Origin of the sequence: Nocardia jiangxiensis NBRC 101359, assembly GCF_000308615.1 — a bacterium.
GTDB classification, from domain to species: Bacteria; Actinomycetota; Actinomycetes; order Mycobacteriales; family Mycobacteriaceae; genus Nocardia; species Nocardia jiangxiensis.
Genome location: NZ_BAGB01000054.1, coordinates 187,043 through 207,932 on the forward strand (window position 1 = coordinate 187,043; position 20,890 = coordinate 207,932).

The 20,890-nt window shown below is 68.0% G+C and carries 21 protein-coding genes and 1 pseudogene; 16 read left to right on the forward strand and 6 right to left on the reverse strand.

Annotation, left to right across the window (positions count from 1 at the left end):
• Position 1: 1 nt before the first annotated feature.
• The gene (locus ON40_RS24790) at positions 2-445 is read right to left on the reverse strand and encodes a MarR family winged helix-turn-helix transcriptional regulator (RefSeq protein ID WP_040826506.1); all 444 of its coding nucleotides are present in this window, start codon (positions 443-445) and stop codon (positions 2-4) included.
• Between the two features lie 85 nt (positions 446-530).
• On the opposite strand from ON40_RS24790, the gene ON40_RS24795 reads away from it, so the two are divergent.
• The 3 genes from ON40_RS24795 (at position 531) to ON40_RS24805 (ending at position 3,336) form a co-directional block, all read left to right on the forward strand.
• Positions 531-1,433 carry an LLM class F420-dependent oxidoreductase gene (locus ON40_RS24795; protein WP_040826508.1) on the forward strand — a complete coding sequence of 301 codons (903 nt, stop codon included), beginning with the start codon at positions 531-533 and terminating at the stop codon, positions 1,431-1,433.
• A 404-nt stretch (positions 1,434-1,837) separates the two neighbouring features.
• Positions 1,838-2,242: an ATP-binding protein gene (locus tag ON40_RS24800; RefSeq protein ID WP_235746947.1), complete on the forward strand. Its 405-nt coding sequence runs from the start codon at positions 1,838-1,840 to the stop codon at positions 2,240-2,242.
• Positions 2,243-2,289: 47 nt separating this feature from the next.
• Positions 2,290-3,336: a CobW family GTP-binding protein gene (locus ON40_RS24805; RefSeq protein WP_040826510.1), complete on the forward strand. Its 1,047-nt coding sequence runs from the start codon at positions 2,290-2,292 to the stop codon at positions 3,334-3,336.
• On the opposite strand, the gene ON40_RS24810 is transcribed toward ON40_RS24805, so the two are convergent.
• Positions 3,283-4,002 (reverse strand): TetR/AcrR family transcriptional regulator, encoded by a 720-nt coding sequence (locus ON40_RS24810; protein ID WP_051193501.1) that lies wholly within the window; start codon positions 4,000-4,002, stop codon positions 3,283-3,285. The genes ON40_RS24805 and ON40_RS24810 overlap by 54 nt on opposite strands.
• 189 nt (positions 4,003-4,191) lie before the next feature.
• Between ON40_RS24810 and ON40_RS24815 the strand changes: the two genes are divergently transcribed.
• The 6 genes and pseudogenes from ON40_RS24815 to atzF all read left to right on the forward strand — a co-directional run.
• Positions 4,192-5,697: an amino acid permease gene (locus tag ON40_RS24815; protein ID WP_040826511.1), complete on the forward strand. Its 1,506-nt coding sequence runs from the start codon at positions 4,192-4,194 to the stop codon at positions 5,695-5,697.
• Complete coding sequence (locus ON40_RS55515) at positions 5,694-5,828, forward strand: hypothetical protein (protein ID WP_281033059.1); 135 nt, start codon at positions 5,694-5,696, stop codon at positions 5,826-5,828. The genes ON40_RS24815 and ON40_RS55515 overlap by 4 nt, the downstream gene beginning before the upstream one ends.
• A complete protein-coding gene (locus ON40_RS24820; protein ID WP_040826513.1) occupies positions 5,825-6,562 on the forward strand; it encodes a DUF1989 domain-containing protein in 738 nt (245 codons plus the stop codon). Before ON40_RS55515 ends, ON40_RS24820 begins: the two co-directional genes overlap by 4 nt.
• Positions 6,563-6,614: 52 nt before the next feature.
• Complete coding sequence (locus ON40_RS24825) at positions 6,615-7,232, forward strand: urea amidolyase associated protein UAAP2 (RefSeq protein ID WP_040826515.1); 618 nt, start codon at positions 6,615-6,617, stop codon at positions 7,230-7,232.
• 61 nt (positions 7,233-7,293) lie between these two features.
• Positions 7,294-9,471, forward strand: coding sequence for a 5-oxoprolinase/urea amidolyase family protein (locus ON40_RS24830; RefSeq protein ID WP_083895889.1), 2,178 nt, complete (start codon positions 7,294-7,296; stop codon positions 9,469-9,471).
• Positions 9,452-11,161, forward strand: a pseudogene (atzF, locus tag ON40_RS24835) (allophanate hydrolase); the annotation flags it as partial. The gene ON40_RS24830 and the pseudogene atzF, both read left to right, overlap by 20 nt.
• A 68-nt stretch (positions 11,162-11,229) precedes the next feature.
• On the opposite strand, the gene ON40_RS24840 reads toward atzF, so the two are convergent.
• The 3 genes from ON40_RS24840 to ON40_RS24850 form a co-directional block, all read right to left on the reverse strand.
• Positions 11,230-12,546 (reverse strand): N-acetylmuramoyl-L-alanine amidase, encoded by a 1,317-nt coding sequence (locus ON40_RS24840; protein ID WP_373281965.1) that lies wholly within the window; start codon positions 12,544-12,546, stop codon positions 11,230-11,232.
• A 198-nt stretch (positions 12,547-12,744) separates the two neighbouring features.
• Positions 12,745-13,203: a QcrA and Rieske domain-containing protein gene (locus ON40_RS24845; RefSeq protein WP_040826519.1), complete on the reverse strand. Its 459-nt coding sequence runs from the start codon at positions 13,201-13,203 to the stop codon at positions 12,745-12,747.
• Positions 13,204-13,215: 12 nt separating this feature from the next.
• A complete protein-coding gene (locus ON40_RS24850; RefSeq protein ID WP_169541897.1) occupies positions 13,216-13,488 on the reverse strand; it encodes a hypothetical protein in 273 nt (90 codons plus the stop codon).
• On the opposite strand from ON40_RS24850, the gene ON40_RS24855 reads away from it, so the two are divergent.
• The 4 genes from ON40_RS24855 (at position 13,472) to ON40_RS24870 (ending at position 16,770) form a co-directional block, all read left to right on the forward strand.
• Positions 13,472-13,843 carry an Rv1352/Rv1906c domain-containing protein gene (locus ON40_RS24855; RefSeq protein WP_245567972.1) on the forward strand — a complete coding sequence of 124 codons (372 nt, stop codon included), beginning with the start codon at positions 13,472-13,474 and terminating at the stop codon, positions 13,841-13,843. The genes ON40_RS24850 and ON40_RS24855 overlap by 17 nt on opposite strands.
• Before the next feature lie 168 nt (positions 13,844-14,011).
• Complete coding sequence (galT, locus tag ON40_RS24860; protein ID WP_040826525.1) at positions 14,012-15,106, forward strand: galactose-1-phosphate uridylyltransferase; 1,095 nt, start codon at positions 14,012-14,014, stop codon at positions 15,104-15,106.
• Positions 15,107-15,182: 76 nt separating this feature from the next.
• Positions 15,183-16,289 (forward strand): galactokinase, encoded by a 1,107-nt coding sequence (galK, locus tag ON40_RS24865; protein ID WP_051193534.1) that lies wholly within the window; start codon positions 15,183-15,185, stop codon positions 16,287-16,289.
• A gap of 79 nt (positions 16,290-16,368) precedes the next feature.
• Positions 16,369-16,770 carry a PaaI family thioesterase gene (locus tag ON40_RS24870; RefSeq protein ID WP_040826527.1) on the forward strand — a complete coding sequence of 134 codons (402 nt, stop codon included), beginning with the start codon at positions 16,369-16,371 and terminating at the stop codon, positions 16,768-16,770.
• Here the strand turns inward: ON40_RS24870 and ON40_RS24875 are convergent.
• Positions 16,767-17,288 (reverse strand): MarR family winged helix-turn-helix transcriptional regulator, encoded by a 522-nt coding sequence (locus ON40_RS24875; protein ID WP_051193502.1) that lies wholly within the window; start codon positions 17,286-17,288, stop codon positions 16,767-16,769. The two genes, ON40_RS24870 and ON40_RS24875, sit on opposite strands and share 4 nt — an antisense overlap.
• A 177-nt stretch (positions 17,289-17,465) precedes the next feature.
• Between ON40_RS24875 and ON40_RS24880 the strand changes: the two genes are divergently transcribed.
• From ON40_RS24880 to ON40_RS24890, 3 genes are all read left to right on the forward strand, one after another.
• Complete coding sequence (locus ON40_RS24880) at positions 17,466-17,933, forward strand: hypothetical protein (RefSeq protein ID WP_218008857.1); 468 nt, start codon at positions 17,466-17,468, stop codon at positions 17,931-17,933.
• Entirely contained in the window at positions 17,930-19,519 is a 1,590-nt protein-coding gene (locus tag ON40_RS24885; protein WP_051193503.1) for a multicopper oxidase family protein, read from the forward strand. The genes ON40_RS24880 and ON40_RS24885 overlap by 4 nt, the downstream gene beginning before the upstream one ends.
• 138 nt (positions 19,520-19,657) lie before the next feature.
• Entirely contained in the window at positions 19,658-20,719 is a 1,062-nt protein-coding gene (locus ON40_RS24890) for an NAD-dependent epimerase/dehydratase family protein (protein ID WP_040826531.1), read from the forward strand.
• The last annotated feature ends 171 nt before the right edge of the window (positions 20,720-20,890 follow it).

Here is a 20,890-nt window from a genome sequence, read left to right on the forward strand (position 1 = left end):
ATCAGCCGTCGAGCGAGTCGGGTGTGAGATTGTGCCGGATCCGGTCCAGCGCCTGCACCACGGCCGCACGTTCGGCGTCGTCGAATCCGGCCAGCGCCCGATCGGTGAGACCGGCCATCTCGTCCTCGATGGTGGCCTCGAGATCACGGCCGCGTTCGGTCAGATGTAACCGGACCAGCCTTCGATCGGTGGGGTGCGGTTCGCGTCGCAGCAGGCCCGCGGCCTCCATCCGGGTGGTCGCCCGGGTGATCGTCGGGGTGGACAGACCGAGCCGTTTGGCCACCTCCCCCGGCGTCAGCCCGTCCTGCGACCACAGGCTGCGCAGGATGAACTGCTGCCCCTCGTAGACGCCGTGCCGCGCGTACGTGGCGGTCGCAGCCATCGTCACCGCGCGTTTGGTGGACCAGTACACGGTGAGGAAGTCTTCGGCGTCGGCGGTGGTCATGGTGCGTTCAGCGTAGGGTATTGAGTTCGTTAGCCGACTCACGATATGGTCGTTGTCCGGCTAATGATCCTATCGAAGGACCGCGATGAAACTTGGCATCGGCATCACCGACTTCTCCTGGCCCGTCCCCGCCGATCACCTCGGCCCGACCGTGACCGACCTCGCGCAGCAGGCCGACGAGTCGGGATTCGACAGCCTGTGGGTGATGGACCACTTCTTCCAGATCGGCCTGTCCGGGCAGCCGCCCGAATCCCCGATGCTGGAAGCCTATGCGGCGCTGGGTTTCCTGGCCGGCATCACGCACCGCATCACACTCGGCACCCTGGTCACCTCCGTGGCGTACCGTCACCCGGGCGTACTGCTCAAATCGCTCACCACGATCGACGTACTCAGCGGCGGCAGAACGTATTTCGGCATCGGCGCGGGAGCCGCGCTGAATCCCCGGACCCTCGACCGGATCTTCGAGACCGATGGCCTGGGCATCCCCTTCCCGTCGCTGGGGCAGCGCTTCGAGATGCTCGAGGAGACCCTGCAGATCGCCCATCGGATGTGGGACGGCGACGAAACACCTTTCCGCGGAATACATTACGAGCTGGCCCGGCCGCTCAACTCACCGAATTCGGTGCAGCGTCCACGTCCGCCGATCCTGATCGCGGGCAGCGGCGAGCGTAAGACGCTGCGGCTGGTGGCCCGATACGGCGACGCCTGCAGCCTGTTCGACATGCCCGGCGCGGGCTACGCGGACGACATCACCCACAAACTCGACGTGCTGCGCGCGCACTGCGACGAGGCCGGGCGCGATTTCGACGAGATCGAGAAGACGATCGGCACCCACCTGGACCCGAGTGACGAGAAGCACTTCATCGCCCATATGCGCGAACTGGCCGCCCTCGGCATCGACCACGTCCTGCTCGCCCCGCAGGGTCCCTGGGACGAGAAACGGCTGGCCGGGGTCGCGGCGATGCTGCCGGAGGTGCACGCGATGTGAGTCCGTTCCCGCGATCGGCCCGGTGGCCACTGTGCGCCGTTCGCGGAGTCCGCGCGCCGACGACATTGAGCTGAGCACGGCAAAAGGGCAGAATTGGTGTGTCGGAGTTCGGCGCATATGCGGTATTCCTGTCCGGCCCGGTCGACAACGGTTACTGTCGAGTGCCCCGCTCGGGTGGATTCAATGATTCGCCATCGGTGGATCCAGGGGGCATGTGCGTTCCCACCCGCAGGTGGCGGGTCCGGGAGAGGATCGGATCGCCCGGCCGCGCGGGTGGATCGAGAAAGGGGCGCAGCGTGCACTGGTGGGAGACCGCGCCTCCAGGAAGGGCATCCGTGCCGATCGCTGCCCGTTCCGCTGCCACAGCTGCCCGATTCGTCCTGTTTCCCGGTCCTGGCGGCACCCTGACGATCCCCATCGCGACGTCGGCCGATATCGCCACCGCGCGGCAGGCGGGGCGCGACTGCGCCATCGGGCTCGGCTTCTCCCCCACCGATGTCACCATGATCTCCACCGCCATCTCCGAGGTGGCCCGCAACATCACCAGCTATGCCGGACACGGCGAGATCCGCCTGACCATCGCCGACGTCCAGGCCCGCCGGGCACTGGTCGTGCACGCGCAGGATCAGGGCCCCGGCATTCCCGACACGGTCGCGGCCCTGGAACACGCGGCCGGTTCGGGCCGCAGACTCGGCCTGGGCCTGCCCGGCGCGCGCCGGTTGATGGACGGGCTCGTGCTCGAGTCCGAACTCGGCCAGGGCACGCTGGTGGAGATGTGGAAGTGGATCCCGGTGCGCGCACGGCGATGAGCCCGTGCGCTCTCGGTGAGGTGCACGCTGCTCGGTAGGGTGGGCGCGTGAGTCGGCGCATCCCTGTACTGATCGTGGCCGGATTTCTCGGAGCCGGAAAGACGACGCTGCTGAACCATCTGCTGCGGCAGCGGCAGGCGCGAATCGGAGTGGTGGTCAACGATTTCGGCGCGGTCAACATCGACGCGATGCTGGTGGCCGGACAGGTCGATGCGATGGTGTCGCTGGGCAACGGCTGCGTGTGCTGCGCGGTGGACGTCGGCGAACTGGACGAGATGTTCACCCGCCTGGCGCAGAGCAATCGCGTCGATGTGATCGTCGTGGAGGCCAGCGGGCTGGCCGAGCCGCGCAATCTGATCCGCATGGTGATCGCCAGCGACAATCCGCGCATCCGATACGGCGGGTTGATCGAGATCGTGGACGCCGAACATTTCCCGGACAGTCGCGCCCGGCATCCGGAATTGACGTCTCATCTGCGACTGGCGGATCTGGTCGTGGTGAACAAGGCCGACCGGGTGCCGTCCGGGGAACTCGAACGACTGCGGGGCGAGATCGGCGACATGGTGCGCGGTGTCCCGGTGCACGCGACCACACACGGACGGATCGATCCCACCCTGCTGTTCGATCCGCCCGAACAGACCACCGCCACCGTGGCCGAACAACTCAGCTTCGACGAACTGCTCGACGAGCACGACCACACCGCCGAGGATCACCACCACCTGCACGACGACTACCAGAGCGTATCGTTCACCAGCACAACCGATCTCGATCCGCGCAAGCTGGTAGCACTGCTGGAGGATCCACCGGCCGGACTGTTCCGCGCCAAGGGCTTCGTCGCCTTCGGCGTCGCGGACGACCGCCGAAAGTTCCTGCTGCACATGGTCGGACGGCACGTCGTGTTCGGACCGGCCAGCTGGTCGCGCGGTGAATCCCGCCGAACCGACCTCGTGCTGATCGGATCCGGCCTGGACACCGCCGCCGCCACGGCCGCCCTGCACGAGACCGTCCACGATGCACCCGAACCGCTGGAGGAACAGGCGCTACTCGGCGTCTGGCGGCACGTCCCGCGCGAACTCAGCGACGCCGAGCTCTGAGCCCGGCCCGGCGAGGCGGTCCAGCAGATCGGCGGCGGCGAGGCGAACCGGTGCCGGATCGAGGTTCCGGCCGAGCATGCGCAGCACCGTGTCCGGGATCAGATGATCCGCCTCGTCGGGTGCGGCGCCTCGATCGGACCGGATGTTGATCACGCTCTCGACCAAGCGGAACGGCAGTGTGTGCGCATCGACCGCCCAGGCCGTGGCCACCTCGGCGGCCAGACGCTCGTACCGCTCGCGCAATTCAGCGCGGCGCAGCCGGAATTGCGCGAAACGCTCCGAGCGCAGTTCGGGCAGGAGATACAGCGCACCGAGATTCCACCGCGCCGCGCACAGCTGACGCACGTCGAACCACGCCAGGGCATACAGCCGCACCTCGGGCGGTTCCTCGGTGCGATCCAGCAGCGCCGCCAGATCCAGTGGCGCGGAGATCGTTTCGGACAGCAGCGCGTCGAGGATGTCGTCCTTGGCGCCGAAATGGTGATAGAGCGATGCCTGCCGGATGCCGACCGCGTCGGCGATCGCCCGGGTCGAGGTGCTCGCGTACCCGCGCGTGGTGAACAGTTCGGCGGCGGCGTCGAGGATTTCCGCGCGCGGGGTCGTGCCCCGGCGTCGCCGGGCCTCGTGGCGGGGACGGCCGGGTCCGGGTTGCATCACACCTGCCATTCTGGACCATAACCCCGCTCGCAGGCCCGTCACCTGGGCGGAGAGATTTCTGTCATTTGACAGAAATTCAGGCAACACAAAAGTTACCGACGGTAGCGGACTGGATACATCACCGTCACCGACCGCGCGATCGGACTCGGAAAACTATCAGTCGATAGATATTGGCCACGACGCCGAAGGATCCCGCCCATGGCCACCACCCTGCCCGCACCCCCGTCCGACAGCGCCGACCTCGAGGCGTTCGGCTACCGGCCCGTCCTGCACCGCAAGCTCGGCCGCTACGCCTCGTTCGCGGCCGGATTCTCCTTCGTCTCCATCCTCACCACCATCTTCCAATTCTTCGGATTCGGTTACGGATTCGGCGGCGGAGCCTTCTTCTGGACCTGGCCGATCGTTTTCGCCGGACAGTTCCTGGTGGCGCTGAACTTCGCCGAACTCGCTGCGCGATACCCGATCTCGGGCTGTATCTACCAGTGGTCGCGCCGGCTGGCGGGTGAGGTCGTGGGCTGGTTCGCGGGCTGGATGATGATCATCGCCCAGATCGTCACCGCCGCCGCTGCGGCGATCGCCCTGCAGGTGGTGCTGCCCTCGATCTGGAGCGGATTCCAGCTGATCGGCCACGACACCGCGCTGACCTCGAAATCCGGTGCGGCGAACGCGGTTCTGCTGGGCAGCATTCTGCTGGTGCTGACCACCGTGGTCAACGTCGTCGGCATCGAACTGATGGCCCGGATCAACACCATCGGCGTGACGGTCGAGATCGTCGGGGTCCTGGCCACGATCGCGCTGTTCCTCACCCACACCCATCGCGGACCGCACGTCGTCGTGGAGCACAGCACCGCCGCACCCGGCGGATATTGGGCCGCATTCCTGGTGTCCGGGCTGATGGCCGCCTATGTGATGGTCGGATTCGATTCCGCCGGTGAACTTTCCGAGGAGACGCGCAATCCGCGGCGGGTCGCGCCGCGCACGATTCTGACCGCGTTGGCGGTCTCGGCGCTGGGTGGCGGGCTCATGCTGCTCGGCGCGCTCATGGCCGCACCGAGTCTGACCGACGGCAAGCTGTCGACCGACGGCCTGGCGTACGTCATCTCCGCGACCCTGGACAGCCCGGCGGGCAAGGTGCTGCTGTGCTGCGTGGCCATCGCGATCTCGGTGTGCACCTTGGCGATTCAGACGGCCGGTTCGCGCCTGATGTTCTCGATGGCCCGCGACGGGCGGCTGCCGTTCGCCCGGCGGCTGGCGACGGTGCATCCCCGCTTCGGCACGCCCGTGCTGCCGTCGGTGGTGATCGGCGCGCTCGCCGTCGCGCTGCTGGTGCTCAACCTCGGCAACGCGGCGATCTTCGCGACCCTGGCCAGCGTCTGCATCGTCATGCTGTACCTCGCCTACCTGCTGGTGACCGTACCGCTGCTGCTCCAGCGGCTGCGCGGCACCGCCCGACAGCCCGACGGCCTGTTCTCCCTGGGGCGCTGGGGAATTCCGGTGAACCTGCTGGCCGTGCTGTGGGGCATCGCGATGGCGGTGAATCTGGCCTGGCCCCGCCCGGCGGTCTACACGCCCAACGGCGGCAGCTGGTGGATGCTCTGGGCCGCACCGCTGTTCGTGCTGCTGACCATCGCCGTCGGAGTGGTGGTGCACCGACTCGCCGCTGCGCCGGACCGAACCTCCGCGCCCGCAGTGCAACCCGCATGATCCGCCGAGCCGGTGCCGGCCCCGCCGCCGCACAGCCGGGACTGCTGGGCCGCCCGGCCCTGGCTCTGCTCATCGCGGCCGCGATCGACCGAGCCGTGACCGCCGCACGCCATCGAAAGGACAAAACATGACCAGCACCGCATCCACGACCGAGGCACGCGCGCACGCTCGTTCACAGGCGGCGGACGCGCACGTCATCGGACCGGCGCTGCCCCCGGACGTGGACCCCGCGAACATCTGCTTCGCCCAACGGATTCCGGCGGGCGGATACGCGAATATCGTGCTCGACCGCGGCACCCGGATCCGACTGTCCGATCCCGCGGGCGCGGCATGCGCGCACATCATGCTGCTGCGCGCCGAATCACCTTGGGAGCGACTCAATGTCGCGGACACGGTGAAGGTGCCGTGGCAGGCGTATCTGGGGACCGGGCATCCGCTGCTCTCGGATCAGGGACGCATCCTGGCCACACTCCTGGCCGATTCGTCGCAGCGGCACGACGCACTGTGCGGTCCGGGGCCCGCCGCGCGCCGGGCGCTGCTGCTCGCCGCCGCGAAACACGGGCTGAGCCCGCGCGATATCGGCCCGACGGTATCGCTGTTCCGCGGTGTGCGGGTCGAGCCGGACGGCGAACTCGTGCCGACCGGCGGCGCCGGAGCCGGGCGCGCGGTCGACCTGATCACGCACCTGCCCGTCACGCTGCTGATCGCCGACGCCGAACATCCCCTCGACCCGACCCCGGTCACCGAACTGGACGTCATCGCGTGGCACGCACCGGAAGATCTCACGCGCATCCCCGGCGACGAGCCGGAATATCGACGGGCCGTCGAGAACACCGAACTGGCCCGGCGCGCCGCGCACGCGTGAACGCTCCGGCCCGCATCGACCGCAAGCCCCTCTCCCGGAACGGATTTCGAACATGACCACATCGGCGCACACCGTGACACTCGATCAGACCGTGCCCGCCCGCAGCCCCTGGTCGGCCGTCGTCCCCGCCGGAGCCCGGCTGGACATCATCGACCTGCACGGCAATCAGGCCGTCGACTGTCTGCTGTACTCGGCCGCCGACCACGCCGACCGCTACAGCGCCCAGGCCACGATCACCGCCCAGCGCAACATCTTCCTCACCACCGGCAGTGTCCTGCGCACCGACACCGGCACCGCCCTGATGACGGTGATCGCCGACGAGGTCGGCAATCACGACACCGTCGCCGGAGCCTGCTCGCAGGAGTCCAATACGCTGCGTTACGGCCACCACACCCGCCACCAGCACGCCTGCGTCGAGAATTTCCTGGCCGAAGGCATGAAATGGGGTCTGGGCAAACGGGATCTGGTGTCGAACATCAACTGGTTCATGAACGTCCCGGTGGAGGCCGACGGCACGCTGGGCATCGTCGACGGCCGATCGGCTCCCGGCAAGAGTCTGTCGCTGCGCGCCGAGATCGACACGCTCGTCCTGATCTCCAACTGTCCGCAGATCAACAACCCCTGCAACGGATTCGACCCCACCCCCGTACGGATGGTCGTCTCGCGTTGAGCCGGGCGCGACGTCCCGAATCCACCGCAGCACGGTCGCATTCGCTCAGGAGGTCCGAGTAATGACCGACACCGCACCACCCCTCTCGCCGATCGGACGCCCACCCACGGCCATCAACGGCGACACCGAATTCCGAACCGCGAGGGACAGTCTCGCGCCCACCTCACCTGACGTACCACCGCGGGACGCGCATACGGCGGGCGGTGCCGCGCCGACGGTGAGCACGCCGGGAGACATCGCCGCATCGTCGGCGCACGAATCGACGACACCTTCCGCTATCGAGGTGCTGCGCCCGGGAATGCTCACGACAGTGCAGGATTGGCCGGGGCGAGTGGGGTTCTGGCATGTCGGTGTACCACCGTCGGGGCCGATGGACGATCTGTCGTTCCGGCTGGGCAACCGGGCGCTCGGCAATGCCGAGGGCGCGGCGGGACTCGAGTGCACGCTGGGCGGTCCGGCACTGCGATTCGAGCGATCCGCACTGGTCTGCGTGACGGGAGCGCCCGCCAAGGTGACCGTGGACGGGGCACCGGCGCCACAGTGGCGCACGATCCGGGTTCCGGCGGGCGGCGTACTGGATGTGGGTCCGGTCTCCGGGCCCGGCATGCGGAGTTACATCCTGTTCGCGGGCGGACTGGACATTCCCGAATACCTCGGCAGTACAGCGACGTTCACCCTCGGCGGATTCGGCGGAAGCACCGGGGCGGCACTGCGTTCCGGAGACCGGTTGCCGCTCGGCCCGGCCATCGGCACGATCACCTCCGGCGTGCCCGCAGACGATCGCCCGATGCTCTCGCAACGCTGGGAACTGGCCGTCACCGAGGGGCCGCACGGTGCACCGGAGTTCTTCACGCGCGAGGACATCGACACCATCGTCGGGTCCGACTACGAGGTACATTTCAACTCCGATCGCACCGGCGTGCGACTCATCGGCCCCAAACCGCAGTGGGCGCGCACCGACGGCGGCGAGGCCGGATTACATCCGTCCAACATCCACGACACCGCGTATTCGGTTGGCGCACTGGACTTCACCGGTGATACGCCGATCCTGCTCGGACCGGACGGACCGAGCCTCGGTGGATTCGTCTGCCCGGTCACGGTGACCGCCGCGGATCGGTGGAAGCTCGGTCAGCTCGCCCCGGGCGATACCGTTCGATTCGTCCCGGTACGAGCCGATCGCGCCGCCTCACCACACGCTCTGGGGCCCGCCCGACGCGCAGGCTGGCCGTTCGTCCGCTCCACCGCCGGAGACGGCGACGACGGCATCCTGATCCGCACCGACGCCGACGACACCACCACGGTCACCTACCGCCGAGCGGGCGAGGACGGCATACTCGTCGAATACGGCGATATGACACTGGATCTCGAGCTGCGGGCACGCGTCCACGCACTGTACGAACATCTGCGCGAGCGCGGTGAACCGGGCATCACCGAACTGACGCCGGGCGTGCGCTCACTCCAGGTCCGTTTCGATCCGGAACGTCTCCCGACCGCGAAACTGCTCACGCTGCTGCGCGAAGCGGAGTCGCTACTGCCGTCCGCCGACGAACTCGTGGTACCCAGCCGGACCGTGCATCTGCCGCTGTCCTGGGACGATCCAGCCACCCGGGAGGCGATCACCCGATACATGCACGGCGTGCGCGCGGACGCGCCGTGGTGCCCGTGGAATATCGAGTTCATCCGTAGAATGAACGGATTGTGCTCCGTCGGTGAGGTTTTCGACACCGTCTTCGCCGCCGAATATCTGGTGCTCGGCCTCGGCGATGTCTACCTCGGCGCGCCCGTGGCCACCCCGACCGATCCACGACACCGGCTCGTCACCACGAAATACAATCCGGCACGCACCTGGACCCCGCAGAACGCGGTCGGCATCGGCGGCGCGTATCTGTGCATCTACGGTATGGAAGGTCCGGGCGGCTACCAGTTCGTCGGGCGAACCACCCAGGTATGGCGTCATCACTCCGCCGACGACGAATCCCCTTGGCTGCTGAGGTATTTCGATCGCATCCGGTGGTACCCCGTGGAGGCCGACGAATTACTGGACATGCGTGCGGAATTCGCCGCCGGTCGCGGTGAGCTGCGAGCCCAGGACGGCGAATTCCGGCTCGCGGACCACCGTCGCTTCCTCACGGCCAACGCCACCTCGATCGAACAGTTCCGCACCCGGCAGCAGGAAGCCTTCGCCGCCGAACGCCAATCCTGGCGCGCGGCAGGCGAACTCGCCGAATCCGCGGTATGAGCGGAGCAGCCAGCGATCCGCACGAACCACCACCTTCACGCACCGAGGAGACCAGACCATGACCGTGTGGATTCATCGGCCACCGGACGATTCGATCGCCGCGCAGCTCGCGAACGCCCGGGGCGAGCTGGCCGGGCTACGGCTGGCCGTGAAGGACAACGTCGACGTCGCCGAAATGCCCACGACCGCAGGCTGTCCGGAGTTCGCCTACACCCCCGAGCAGGATGCACCGGCGGTAGCGGCCCTGCGTGCGGCCGGAGCGGTCGTGGTGGGCAAGACGAATCTGGATCAGTTCGCGACCGGTCTGGTCGGCACCCGGTCGCCCTACGGCGCGGTGCGGGACCTGCGGCGGCCCGAATTCGTCTCGGGTGGTTCGAGTTCCGGTTCCGCGATCGCGGTGGCCAGCGGCGCGGCCGATATCGCGATCGGCACCGATACCGCTGGTTCCGGCCGGGTGCCCGCGGCGTTCCAGGGCATCGTCGGTATCAAACCGACCGTCGGGGTGGTGTCGACCGAGGGCGTCGTCCCGGCCTGCCGCTCCTACGACTGCGTGACGATCTTCGCTGCGGACGTGGATCTGGCGAATCGGGCCATGGGCGTACTCGCCGCGGACGCGGGTGCCCGCAGCTGGCCCGCCGACGTGCGGTTCGCCGCACCGCCGGAACCGGTCGTGGCGATATTCGACGCACTGCCCGATCTGGATCCGGTGTGGCACAGCGCCTTCGATCGGACGGTCGCGAGATTGCGCGAAGCGGGCGCACGAATCGTCACGGTGGATCCGGAACCGTTCCTGGCAGCGGCACGGCTGCTCTACGACGGCGCGCTGGTCGCCGAAAGATACGCCGCAGTAGGCGAATTCGTCGATGCGCGACCCGATGCGGTCGACCCCACGGTCGGGTCGATCATCCGCGCGGCCCGCGACATCCCGGCTCACCGGCTCGTCTCGGATCTGGCTGCGCTGCAGGCCCTTCGCGCTCGCGCACTGGCGAGCCTCGACGGCGCGGACGTACTGCTGACCCCGACCGCCCCCGCACAGCCGACGATCGCAGAGGTGACCGCCGACCCGATCGGCGTGAACTCCCGGGTCGGGGTCTACACGAATTTCTGCAATCTGTTCGACCTGTGCGCGGTGGCGGTTCCGGCCGGGACCGCGGGCGATGCACAGTTCGGCGTCACCGTGCTCGCCAGGCCCTTCGAAGATGCGGTCGCCCTCGATATCGCCGCCCGAATTTCCCATGGGGACAACGATTCCCGGCCGGACCTGCAGACGACCTGGCCGCTGCGCGCCGCCCCCGCGCACGAGCTGATCGTCTTCGGCGCGCATCTGCGCGATCAGCCGCTGGCGCATCAACTCACCGGCCCGGGGGCGAGGTGGATGGGCCCGGTGCGCACCGCGCCGCGATACCGGCTGGCCGTTCTGGACACCGAGCCGCCGAAACCGGCCGTCACCCGGCAGCCGGAGGATATCGCCGGAGTCGCCGTGGCCGGGGAGCGATGGATGCTCTCCCCCGCCGCTCTGGGCCGTTTCCTCGCGCAGCTGCCCGCCCCCATGCAACTGGGCGCGGTCGAACTGGACGACGGCACCTGGCACACCGCCTTCGGATGTGACGGCGCTGCCGCGTTGGCAGGCAAGGACATCAGCGAATACGGCGGCTGGAAGGCCGCACTCGCCGCTGGGGCGGTCGGCTGAGAAGTTCTCGCACGAAGCCGTGCGCCCTGCCGCACGTGACGGGCGGCAGGGCGCGAGCGGAGCGAGGCTTACTTGGTGGCGGTCGCCACCGCATTACCCGCGGCGCCGATCAACGTCGACACCAGGGTGTAGGCGAGATTGACCAGTTCCGAATTCGCCACATCACCCAGGCCCAGTGAAGTGGCCAAGGGTGCGAGCAACTGGATGGCCGCGGTGACCAGCATGCTCGCCGCCGAATTCGGATCGACGGACTTGGGCGCACCGGGCTGTGCCTGGGTGCCCGGGGTGGTCCCCGCCTGCGGCGTGGTTCCGGGCGTGGTCTGATTCTGCGGCAGCGTCCCGGGCGCGGTCTGATACTGCGGCGCGGTGCCGGGCGCGGACTGCGGCTGCGCGGCGCCCGGGGTGTAGGCATTGGGCGTACCCTGTTGCGGCGCAGCGGGCGTCGTGGTCTCTGGCGTGGAATTCACTGCCGGGGCGGCGTTCTGCGGAGCGCTGCCGTCGTTCCCCGCCGGAGCCGCGTTCGGCTGCGGAATCGGGGAGGCGGCAGGGCTGTCGGCCGATCCGGTGGACGCGGCCCCGAGCAGATAGGTCACCAGCCCGGTCGTGATGGCGATCGCGTGCTTGATCTGGCCCTCGTTGGAGACCAGCTGCGCCGCGTCGTTCTTGTTGGCGCCGTTGCCCATTTCGATGAACACATTGGGCACCTCGGTCAATGCGGGTCCGGCGATATCGGAACGGGTCTGCATACCGTCGACGGCCCCGGCATAGCCGGCCGCGGTGAACCCGGCCCGCTTGTAGGCGTCACGCACCGATTTGCTGGCGGCCATTCCGGCAGTGGCCTGTACCTCCGCGGCCCTGAGATCGGGGACGGGCAGTTTCGGGACGATCAGGTGGAATCCGTGATCCTGTGCGGGTGCGCTGTCGGCGTGAATGCTGATCGCGACATTCGCCCCGGAACGATTCGCCGCGGCGGCCCGCTCGTCCACGCAGCCGCCCCATCCGGTGTCGTCCTGACGGCTCAGCACCACCCGAGCGCCCAGCACCTCGAGCGACTGTTTGACGAGGTTGGCAACCTTCCAGTTGATGGTGTGCTCGGGTGTACCGTCCAAGGCCGTCATTCCGGTGGTCTGACACGCTTTGGTGCCGCCGTAGCCATTGTTGACCGGGCGATCGAGATTCTGCCCGGATCCCTGGTGGCCTGGATCGAGGAATACCGTCTTACCTGAGAGTTTGGTCGACAGATTGGACGGGGGCTGCGCGGGCGCGGCCGGGGCGGCCGAGGCTGTCGGCGCGAGTCCCGCACAGGTGGCAGCGGTCGTGACGACAAGGCACAGACCTGCCCGAACGATTTTCGGCTTGCGGTAGAACAGCTGGCGAGAGAACACAACGCCCTCCAAATCCGGTGCTGGTACCGGTCTCGCGGTGCCAATGAGCACAGCCGGGGCGGTGGACCGCCCTAGCTGTTACTGCTGTTGCGGTTGTTACGGGTGAGCATAGCCACAATCCCATCCGATGTCGCCTTCCGCCCCCCTTTCACAGCGATCCGCAACATTTCCGCATCCGAAATTCGCGGCGCTCTCGCCTCAGGCGCGCACGATATTGCCGTCCTGCACCTTCACCGGGTGCGAATCCAGCGGACGGGTCGCCGGACCATGCGCGACAGTCCCGTCGAGATGGAATGTACTTCCGTGACAGGGACATTCGATCAATCCGTTTTCGACCTTGTTGACCTTGCAACCGGCATGAGTGCAGGTGGTGGAGAAACCGGAGAAGTTGCCCGCGGTCGACTGGGTGACGACGGTGTCGCCGACGATCACCCCGCCACCCACGGGAACATCCGAGGTACTGGTCAGCGGAGCGGTCGCCTGAGCGCCCGTGGTTCCGGCGGCGGCCGCCGAGGACTTCCCCGACGAGGACGAGGACGAGGACGAATCATCCGAACTGCAGGCGGCGGCCAGGGTGAGCGCCGCTGCGGCCACACCGGCACCGGCCAGGGCCGTGCGACGGTCGAGCGGGTTGATGACCTGATCGTTCTGAGACATGGGCTGTTCTCCTCACCGGGGCGCGCGTACCAGCGCGATCCGCATCACCCCATCGGTGTTCGGGGCAAGATCGGTCGAGCCGAACGATACGGGCGCATCGTGGTGCAACACCACAAATTTCACCGATTCGATCAATTCGCCCTCGCGATTCTGATAAACACCCCGGGAAAGGTGCGGGGAACTCCCGCCGCCGTCCGAGTTCTCGGCGGCACAGATATGTTCGAGGAGGACCACCGTGCGTGCCAGCACGCTTGCGATCGCCGGGGCCGTGGCTTCGACGGCCACACTGCTCGCCTCGGGGACGGCCGCCGCCGCTCCGGCGAAGTCCATGCCCGGCGACGGGCTCTACCGCGTCGGCGTGGACATCACCCCCGGCATCTACCAGGCGGCCGGATCGACCGATCCGGTGCACGCGTGCTTCTGGGAGCGGCTGTGGAAGATTCCCGGCCCGAAGGACCACGGCGATCCGAATCAGTACATCATCGCCAGCGACCTCACCCACCAGACTCCGGTCCGGGTGATGATCAAGTCGACCGACGTCGCGTTCAAGGCGACCGGCTGCGGCGGCTGGGTGATGGCTCCCACCCCGCCGAGCACCGGCTCCTACGGTCCGGGTGGCCTGTTCGGCAGCGAATACTGACCCTGTCGCGAGAACGTTCAGGCATATCGCCGAATGTTCTCGTGCGGCCCTGATGTGAGCGCTCACAACTTCCCCGTGTACTGTCCGGACCGACTCTCACGTGTCCCGATCGGAGGTTGGCATGGCGCTCGTACCTGACCAGATGCGCACACCGCAGCGGGCCCGCCGGTGATCATCACCCGCCGCCGGCTCGCCGACGACCGCGAGATTCTCTACTTCGACCGGGCCCCGGTGGCTCGCACCGCCACCGACACCCGCGACCTGCCGCACACCACCACCCATTCGCAGACCCGATTCGATCCACTGCTCGGGGAATGGGTGGTCCTGGCCTCGCACCGGCAGACCCGTACCTTCCTGCCCCCGGCGGATCTGTGCCCGCTGTGCCCTTCGACTCCGGAGCGCGCCACCGAGGTTCCCGAATCCGACTACGAGATAGCGGTTTTCGAAAATCGCTTTCCCTCGCTGTCCACCGACCACACCGAATGGCCGGATACCGTGGACGGTTCGCCGCTCACCGCGCTGCGCGAAGGCTACGGACGTTGTGAAGTGGTGTGCTTCACCAGCGTTCACGACTCCTCCTTCGATCGGCTGGATCCGCAACGCGCGCGCATGGTGGTCGACGTCTGGGCTCATCGCACGGCCGAACTGGCCGAACTGGACGGCGTCGGTCAGGTGTTCTGCTTCGAGAATCACGGCGAGGAGATCGGGGTCACGCTCTCGCATCCGCACGGGCAGATCTACGCCTACCCGTTCGTCACGCCACGCGTGGCGAAGATTTCCGCCAACGTCGCCGAGTATCGGAAAGCCCACGGCGGCAACCTGTTCGGCGATCTGCTCGACGCCGAGCGCGCCGCCGGACTGCGGGTGGTCGCGGCCAACGAGGAGTGGACCGCCTTCGTCCCGCCGTTCGCCCGCTGGCCCTACGAGGTGCAGTTGTATCCGCACCGCCGGGTCGCCGACATCCCCGATCTCGATGACGCCCAGCGCGACGCGTTCGCCGAACTGTATCTGGACGTCCTGGGCCGCTTCGCCCGCCGCTTCGACACCCCGATGCCGTACATCGCCGCCTGGAATCAAGCACCGACACCGAAATCCGGTGCGCCCCGCGATGATTGGTGGCTGAACATGCAACTGTTCTCGATCCGCCGCGCCGCGGGCAAGCTGAAGTACCTGGCCGGATCCGAGTCCGGTATGAACGTCTTCATCAGCGACACCACTCCCGAGACCGTCGCGGCCGAACTGCGGGAGGTCGCCGCATCGTGAGTGGAGCGCAGCGGAGCGAACCATCGACACAGTGTGCCCCGCGCACGATGGAGGCGAGCGCCAGCGAGGTGGAATCGTGAGTGGAGCAGCGCGCGGCGTCTGGGTCGCCCCCGGACGGGTCAACATCATCGGCGAGCACACCGATTACAACGACGGCTATGCGCTGCCGATCGCGCTGCCGCATGTGGTGCGGTGTGCTGCGGAGGCCGAATCCGATGCGCAGGTGCGGGTTTCGTCGCGTCAACATCCCGGCGAGGTGATCGATGAGCCGATCGCCGGGCTCGCGGATTCCACGGTGCAGGGCTGGGCGCGATATCCGCTCGGCGTCGTCCACGAGTACGTCCGGCGCGGATACCCGATCCCGGGTGTCCGGCTCGAACTCGACGGCGCGGTGCCGGTCGGCGCGGGTCTGTCCTCCTCGGCGGCGGTGGAGTGCGCGGTGGCGGTCGCGCTGCGCGATCTGTTCGACCTGCCGATCTCCGATGCCGAGCTGATCGATATCGGCCGGGCCGCGGAGAACTCGTACGTCGGCGCGGCCACCGGCACCCTCGACCAGTCCGCGTCGGTGCTGTGCACGGCCGGGCACGCGTTGTTCCTGGACTTCGGCCGGGGCGAACACGCCCAGGTGCCCTTCGACCTGGCCGCGGCCGGTCTGGCGCTACTGGTCGCGGACACCAACACACCGCATCAGCACGCCGGTGGCGGATACGCCCAGCGCCGCCGCGAATGCGAGGAGGCCGCAGCCGCACTCGGGGTGCGCTCACTGCGCGAGATCACCGATATCGCCGAGGTCGAGCGGATCGCCGCGGACGCGCCGCGGCGACGCGCGCGCCACATCGCCTCGGAGAACGCCCGGGTGCTCGAGGTGGCACGGATGCTGCACAGCGGTCGCGATCCGCGTGAGATCGGCCCCATCCTGACCGCCGGGCACGCCTCGCTGCGGGACGATTTCGAGATCTCCACCCCGCAACTGGACGTCGCGGTCGACGCGGCATTGACAGCGGGTGCGCACGGCGCGCGCATGGTCGGCGGCGGATTCGGCGGCAGCATCATCGCCCTGGTCGACACCGACCGGCTCGACGCGACCGTGGCGGGTATCGAAACCCGTTTCCGCAAGGAGGATTTCGCGCAGCCGCGTACCTTCGTCGCGGTGCCGTCCGCCGGTGCGCGCCGGGAGTCGTGAGGACCCGGCCGGGCGATGACGCTGGGCCATTACCTCCGAGGTCATCGACGCACGGCCGAGGGTGCGGCAAGCTCACCGCATGATCGATTCCGAGGGAACCAAGCTGTTCCACACGACCATGCCGTTCACCGAGAAACTCGGCGTCGAGGTGCTCGAACACGGGCCCGAGCTCGTGCGCAGCCGCCTGGCGTGGCAGGAGGATCTGTGCACGCTGGGCGGTGTGCTGCATGGCGGTGTGCTGATGTCGCTGGCCGACGCCACCGCGGCGGTGTCCGCATTCCTGAATCTGCCCGAGGGTGCGCAGGGCACGACGACGGTGGAATCGAAGACGAACTTCCTGCGCGCGATCCGCTCGGGCTACGCGTCGGCGACCGCGCGACCGCTGCACACCGGACGTCGCTTCATCGTCGTGGAGACCGAAATCCATGACGACGCAGGCAAACTCGTCGGCAAGACCACCCAGACCCAGGCGGTTCTCTAGGCTCTGCGCTCCGCCGCGCCACCCCGATCCCCCTCGATCTCATCCACCCACGCCTGTAGTCCGGCGAGGAAGCCGTGCTGCTCCTCGGGCGTGAGCCGACCCATCGCGCGGAACAGCCCCGCACTGCGCCGGGCGAGAAATTCCTCGAAGGCCGCACGGTACTCCGGCGCGGCCGAGAGCAGTGTGCGGCGATGATCGGCCGGATCGTTGCGCCGCTGTAGTAGTCCGGCGCGGGTGAGTTCCCCGCTGAGCTGGCTGGCATTGGTGAGCCCGAGTCCCAGTTGCCGGGCCACCTCACTCACACTCGCCGGACCCGAGGACACCACTAAACCCAGTACCGCGCCGTGCCGCGCACCCAGTCCCGCCTGCTCGAACACCTTCCGGATCACCGGCGGCATATCGTTCCGGGCGCGCCGAAGGTAGGCGGAGACCATCGGCACGAGCATCGTCAGCCGACGCCGTTGTTCCGCACTCACAGTCGATGTCACATCCGCGCCGTCGGCCGATGCCTCTTCCACTACGCCTCCCGATCCCTCTTGACAGCACCAAGCATACAAGTTCAGAATTCTGAACCGTTCGGAAATCTGAACTATCAAGGGGATCATCGTGACGCCACCGTCCACCAACCCGGCCGAATATTTCGACGCCTTCTATCGGACCCGACCCGCCGACGGAACCGATGTCCGGTCCGCCGGATGGGATATCGGACAGCCCGGCGCCGAGGCCCGAACGCCCATTCCCGCTTGGCTTTTCAGCGCACGGCGGCAGGGGTGACGCCGCGGGCGTGGCAGCGGCTGCTCCGTACGATCGCGACCCTGGTCACCCTGGACGGCTTCGCTCAGGCCATGTTCGCCGGACGTCTGATGGCCGGAAGTTACGACGGGCTCGACGCGCATTCGCTCAACGGTCCGATCATGGCGGCCGGAATGCTGGTCATGACCCTGTGTTTCGCCGCGGCATGGCGATTCGGGCAGACCACGGGACGCAGCGTGCTCCAGTGCGCGGCGATGACCGCCGGCACCGGAGTCGAGATCGGGCTGGGACATCGAGAGATCCTGGCCGTACACGTCCCGCTCGGCGTCGCACTCGTCGCGGGTCTGGCCGCGGTGCTGGTCCAGGTGTGGACGAAACCCACGATCGAGGCCGAGGTCGCGGCGCGATGAATCCTGTGCTGTCGCGCCGCTCCCTGTTCCGCATCGCGGCGGCGGTCGGCGTCGCCGGCGCGGCCGGAGCCTGGCAATTGGCCGCCGACTCCCCGGACGACCGGCTGCATCTGACCAGTTCGGCCCGGCTGCCCGAACCGTTCACGCTGCCACTGCGAGTACCGCGAGCACTCGCCCCGATCCGCCGCGATGCGACCACCGATTACCATCGGATCGTCCAGCGGCGCGCGAATGCCGTTATCCTGCCCGGCTATTCGACGCCGATCTGGGGATACCAGGGCATATTTCCGGGACCGCTGCTGGTGTCCTCGCGCAGTCGCCGCACGGTGGTCTCGCATCGCAACGAGCTGCCCGTCCCGGTGGTGGTCCACCTGCACGGCGGACATGTTCCCGAGGCGTCGGACGGATATCCGACCGATCTGCTGCTTCCGGTCGACGCGACGAGCGCACACGAGCACATGATGGACTCGGATCCGCTGGCGCACACCATGATCGGTGAGCGCGACTACATCTATCCGGCCGGGCAGCCCGCCGCGACGCTCTGGTATCACGACCATCGGATGGATTTCACCGGGCCGTCGGTCTGGCGCGGGCTGGCCGGGGTGCACCTGGTCGTCGACGAGGCCGAGCAGCGACTCGGACTGCCCTCGGGCGAGCGGGATCTGCCGTTGCTGATCACCGACCGAGCCTTCGATGCGACCGGGGCATTCCTTTATCCGGCGATGGACCCCACGGCCCTGCACACGCCCGGAGTGACCGGGAAATTCGGCCGCGGCGTGCTGGGTGATGTGATTCTGGTGAACGGTGTGCCGTGGCCGGTGCACCGGGCGAGCACGGCCCGGTACAGGTTGCGGCTGATCAACGGATCCAATGCCCGCGTCTATCGACTGCGGGTCGAAATGCCGCTCGGTGACGGGCATTTCGTGCAGATCGGCTCGGACGGCGGCCTGCTGGACCGCCCGCGGCGAGTGGACGCGTTGACGATCGCACCCGGCGAGCGATACGAGGTGATCCTGGATCTGTCCGGATGCGCGGTCGGTGACCGGGTGACGATTCACAACGATCTCGGCGACGGAATCACCACGCGCGTCATGCGTTTCGAGGTCACCGAGCGCATCGCGGACAGCTCGAGAGTGCCCGATCGTCTGAACGAGATCACGCCGCTGGACCGGCGAGCGGCCGTCACCACGCGCCGATTCGATTTCCGCCGTGGGGATTCCGGCTCGATGAGCGGCTGGCTGATCAACGGACACCCCTACGATCCGCGCGAACCGATCGCCCGGCCGCGCCTCGGCGATGTGGAGATCTGGCAGCTGTCCACCGATCTGGATCATCCGATCCACCTGCACCTCGAGCAGTTCCAGGTGCTGTCCCGCAATGGCGGGCAGCCGCTGGCTACGGATGCGGGCTGGAAGGACACCGTCTATCTGGGAGCCAGTGAACTCGCCGAGATCGCCGTCCGGTTCACCGACTACCCGGGGCGGTATGTGCTGCACTGCCACAATCTCGAGCACGAGGACATGGCGATGATGGCCACCTTCACCACGCACGACCGAAGCAGTTCGGACGGTATCGCCGCCGGCTGAGCAGATGCGGACCGTGCGATCCCGTTCGGGCGCGCTTGTGACGAATTCCTTACGAGCGGCGTCGTCACGCGCCCGCGCGGCGTCGCGGAGGCGAGGATCGGTGGATGACTTCCACACGACCGAACCCGGCCTGAGACGATGCGGGTGCTGCTCACCGGCGCGGCCGGTTTCATCGGATCCCATATTCGCGAGGCGCTCACCGCCGCGGGCGACGAGGTGATCGCCGCCGACCTCATGCTGGCGGCCGCGCACGGCGTCGACGCGGCCCCGCCGGACGGGGTGCACCGGGTGGACGTGCGCGACCCCGAGGCGGTGACCGCACTGCTGCGCGACATCGATGCGGTGTGTCATCAGGCAGCCGTGGTGGGCGCGGGGGTCAGCGCCGCCGACGCACCGGCCTATGCCAGTCACAACGATCTCGGCACCGCGGTCCTGCTGGCCGCGATGGCCGAGACCGGGGTGCGGCGGCTGGTGCTGGCCTCCTCGATGGTCGTCTACGGCGAAGGGCGCTATCGCACTGCCGAGGGGGCAGCGGCGATTCCGACGCAACGTCAGCGTGCCGATCTGGATCGCGGGCAATTCGACCATCTCGATCCGCGGACCGGAGAACCGTTGCGCTGGAGCGTGATCGACGAGGACAGCCCGCTGTGCCCGCGCAGCCTGTACGCGGCGAGCAAAGTGGCGCAGGAGAATTACGCGAGCGCCTGGGCCGCGGCGACCGGCGGCACGGTCACCGCCCTGCGATACCACAACGTCTATGGCGACGATATGCCCAGGGACACACCGTATTCCGGGGTGGCGGCCATCTTCCGCTCGGCACTCGAGGCGGGCGAATCACCGCGCGTCTTCGAGGACGGCGCGCAGATGCGCGATTTCGTACACGTCCGCGATATCGCCGCCGCCAACCTCGCCGCCCTGCACCACCCGCTCCCCGGCTTCGTTCCGCTGAACATCGCCTCCGGCACCCCCATCAGCATCCGCGAGGTCGCCGATCTGCTCGCCCGTGCCCACGACGGCAAACCTCCTGCCGTCACCGGTGAATACCGCCCCGGGGATGTTCGTCACATCGTGGCAAGCCCCGAAAGAGCGCGAGCCCTACTGGATTTCACCGCCACGATCTCCCCCGCCGACGGGCTCACCGAATTCGCCACCGCCCCCTTGCGCCCGGTCTCTGCCGCGGGTGCGCCCGAGTGGCGCTGAAAATTCCTGCTGCAGAACCACACTCAACACGACCGTGTCGGAATGGTCCATCCGCCGGACAAACCGTTGCCCCCACCGCCATGAGGGCGGCGGGGGCAACCGGCGGCAGTTACGGCCAGCACCAGTTCAAAGTGGCCGATCCGGGCGTCGGGATACTCGACCTCGGCCGGG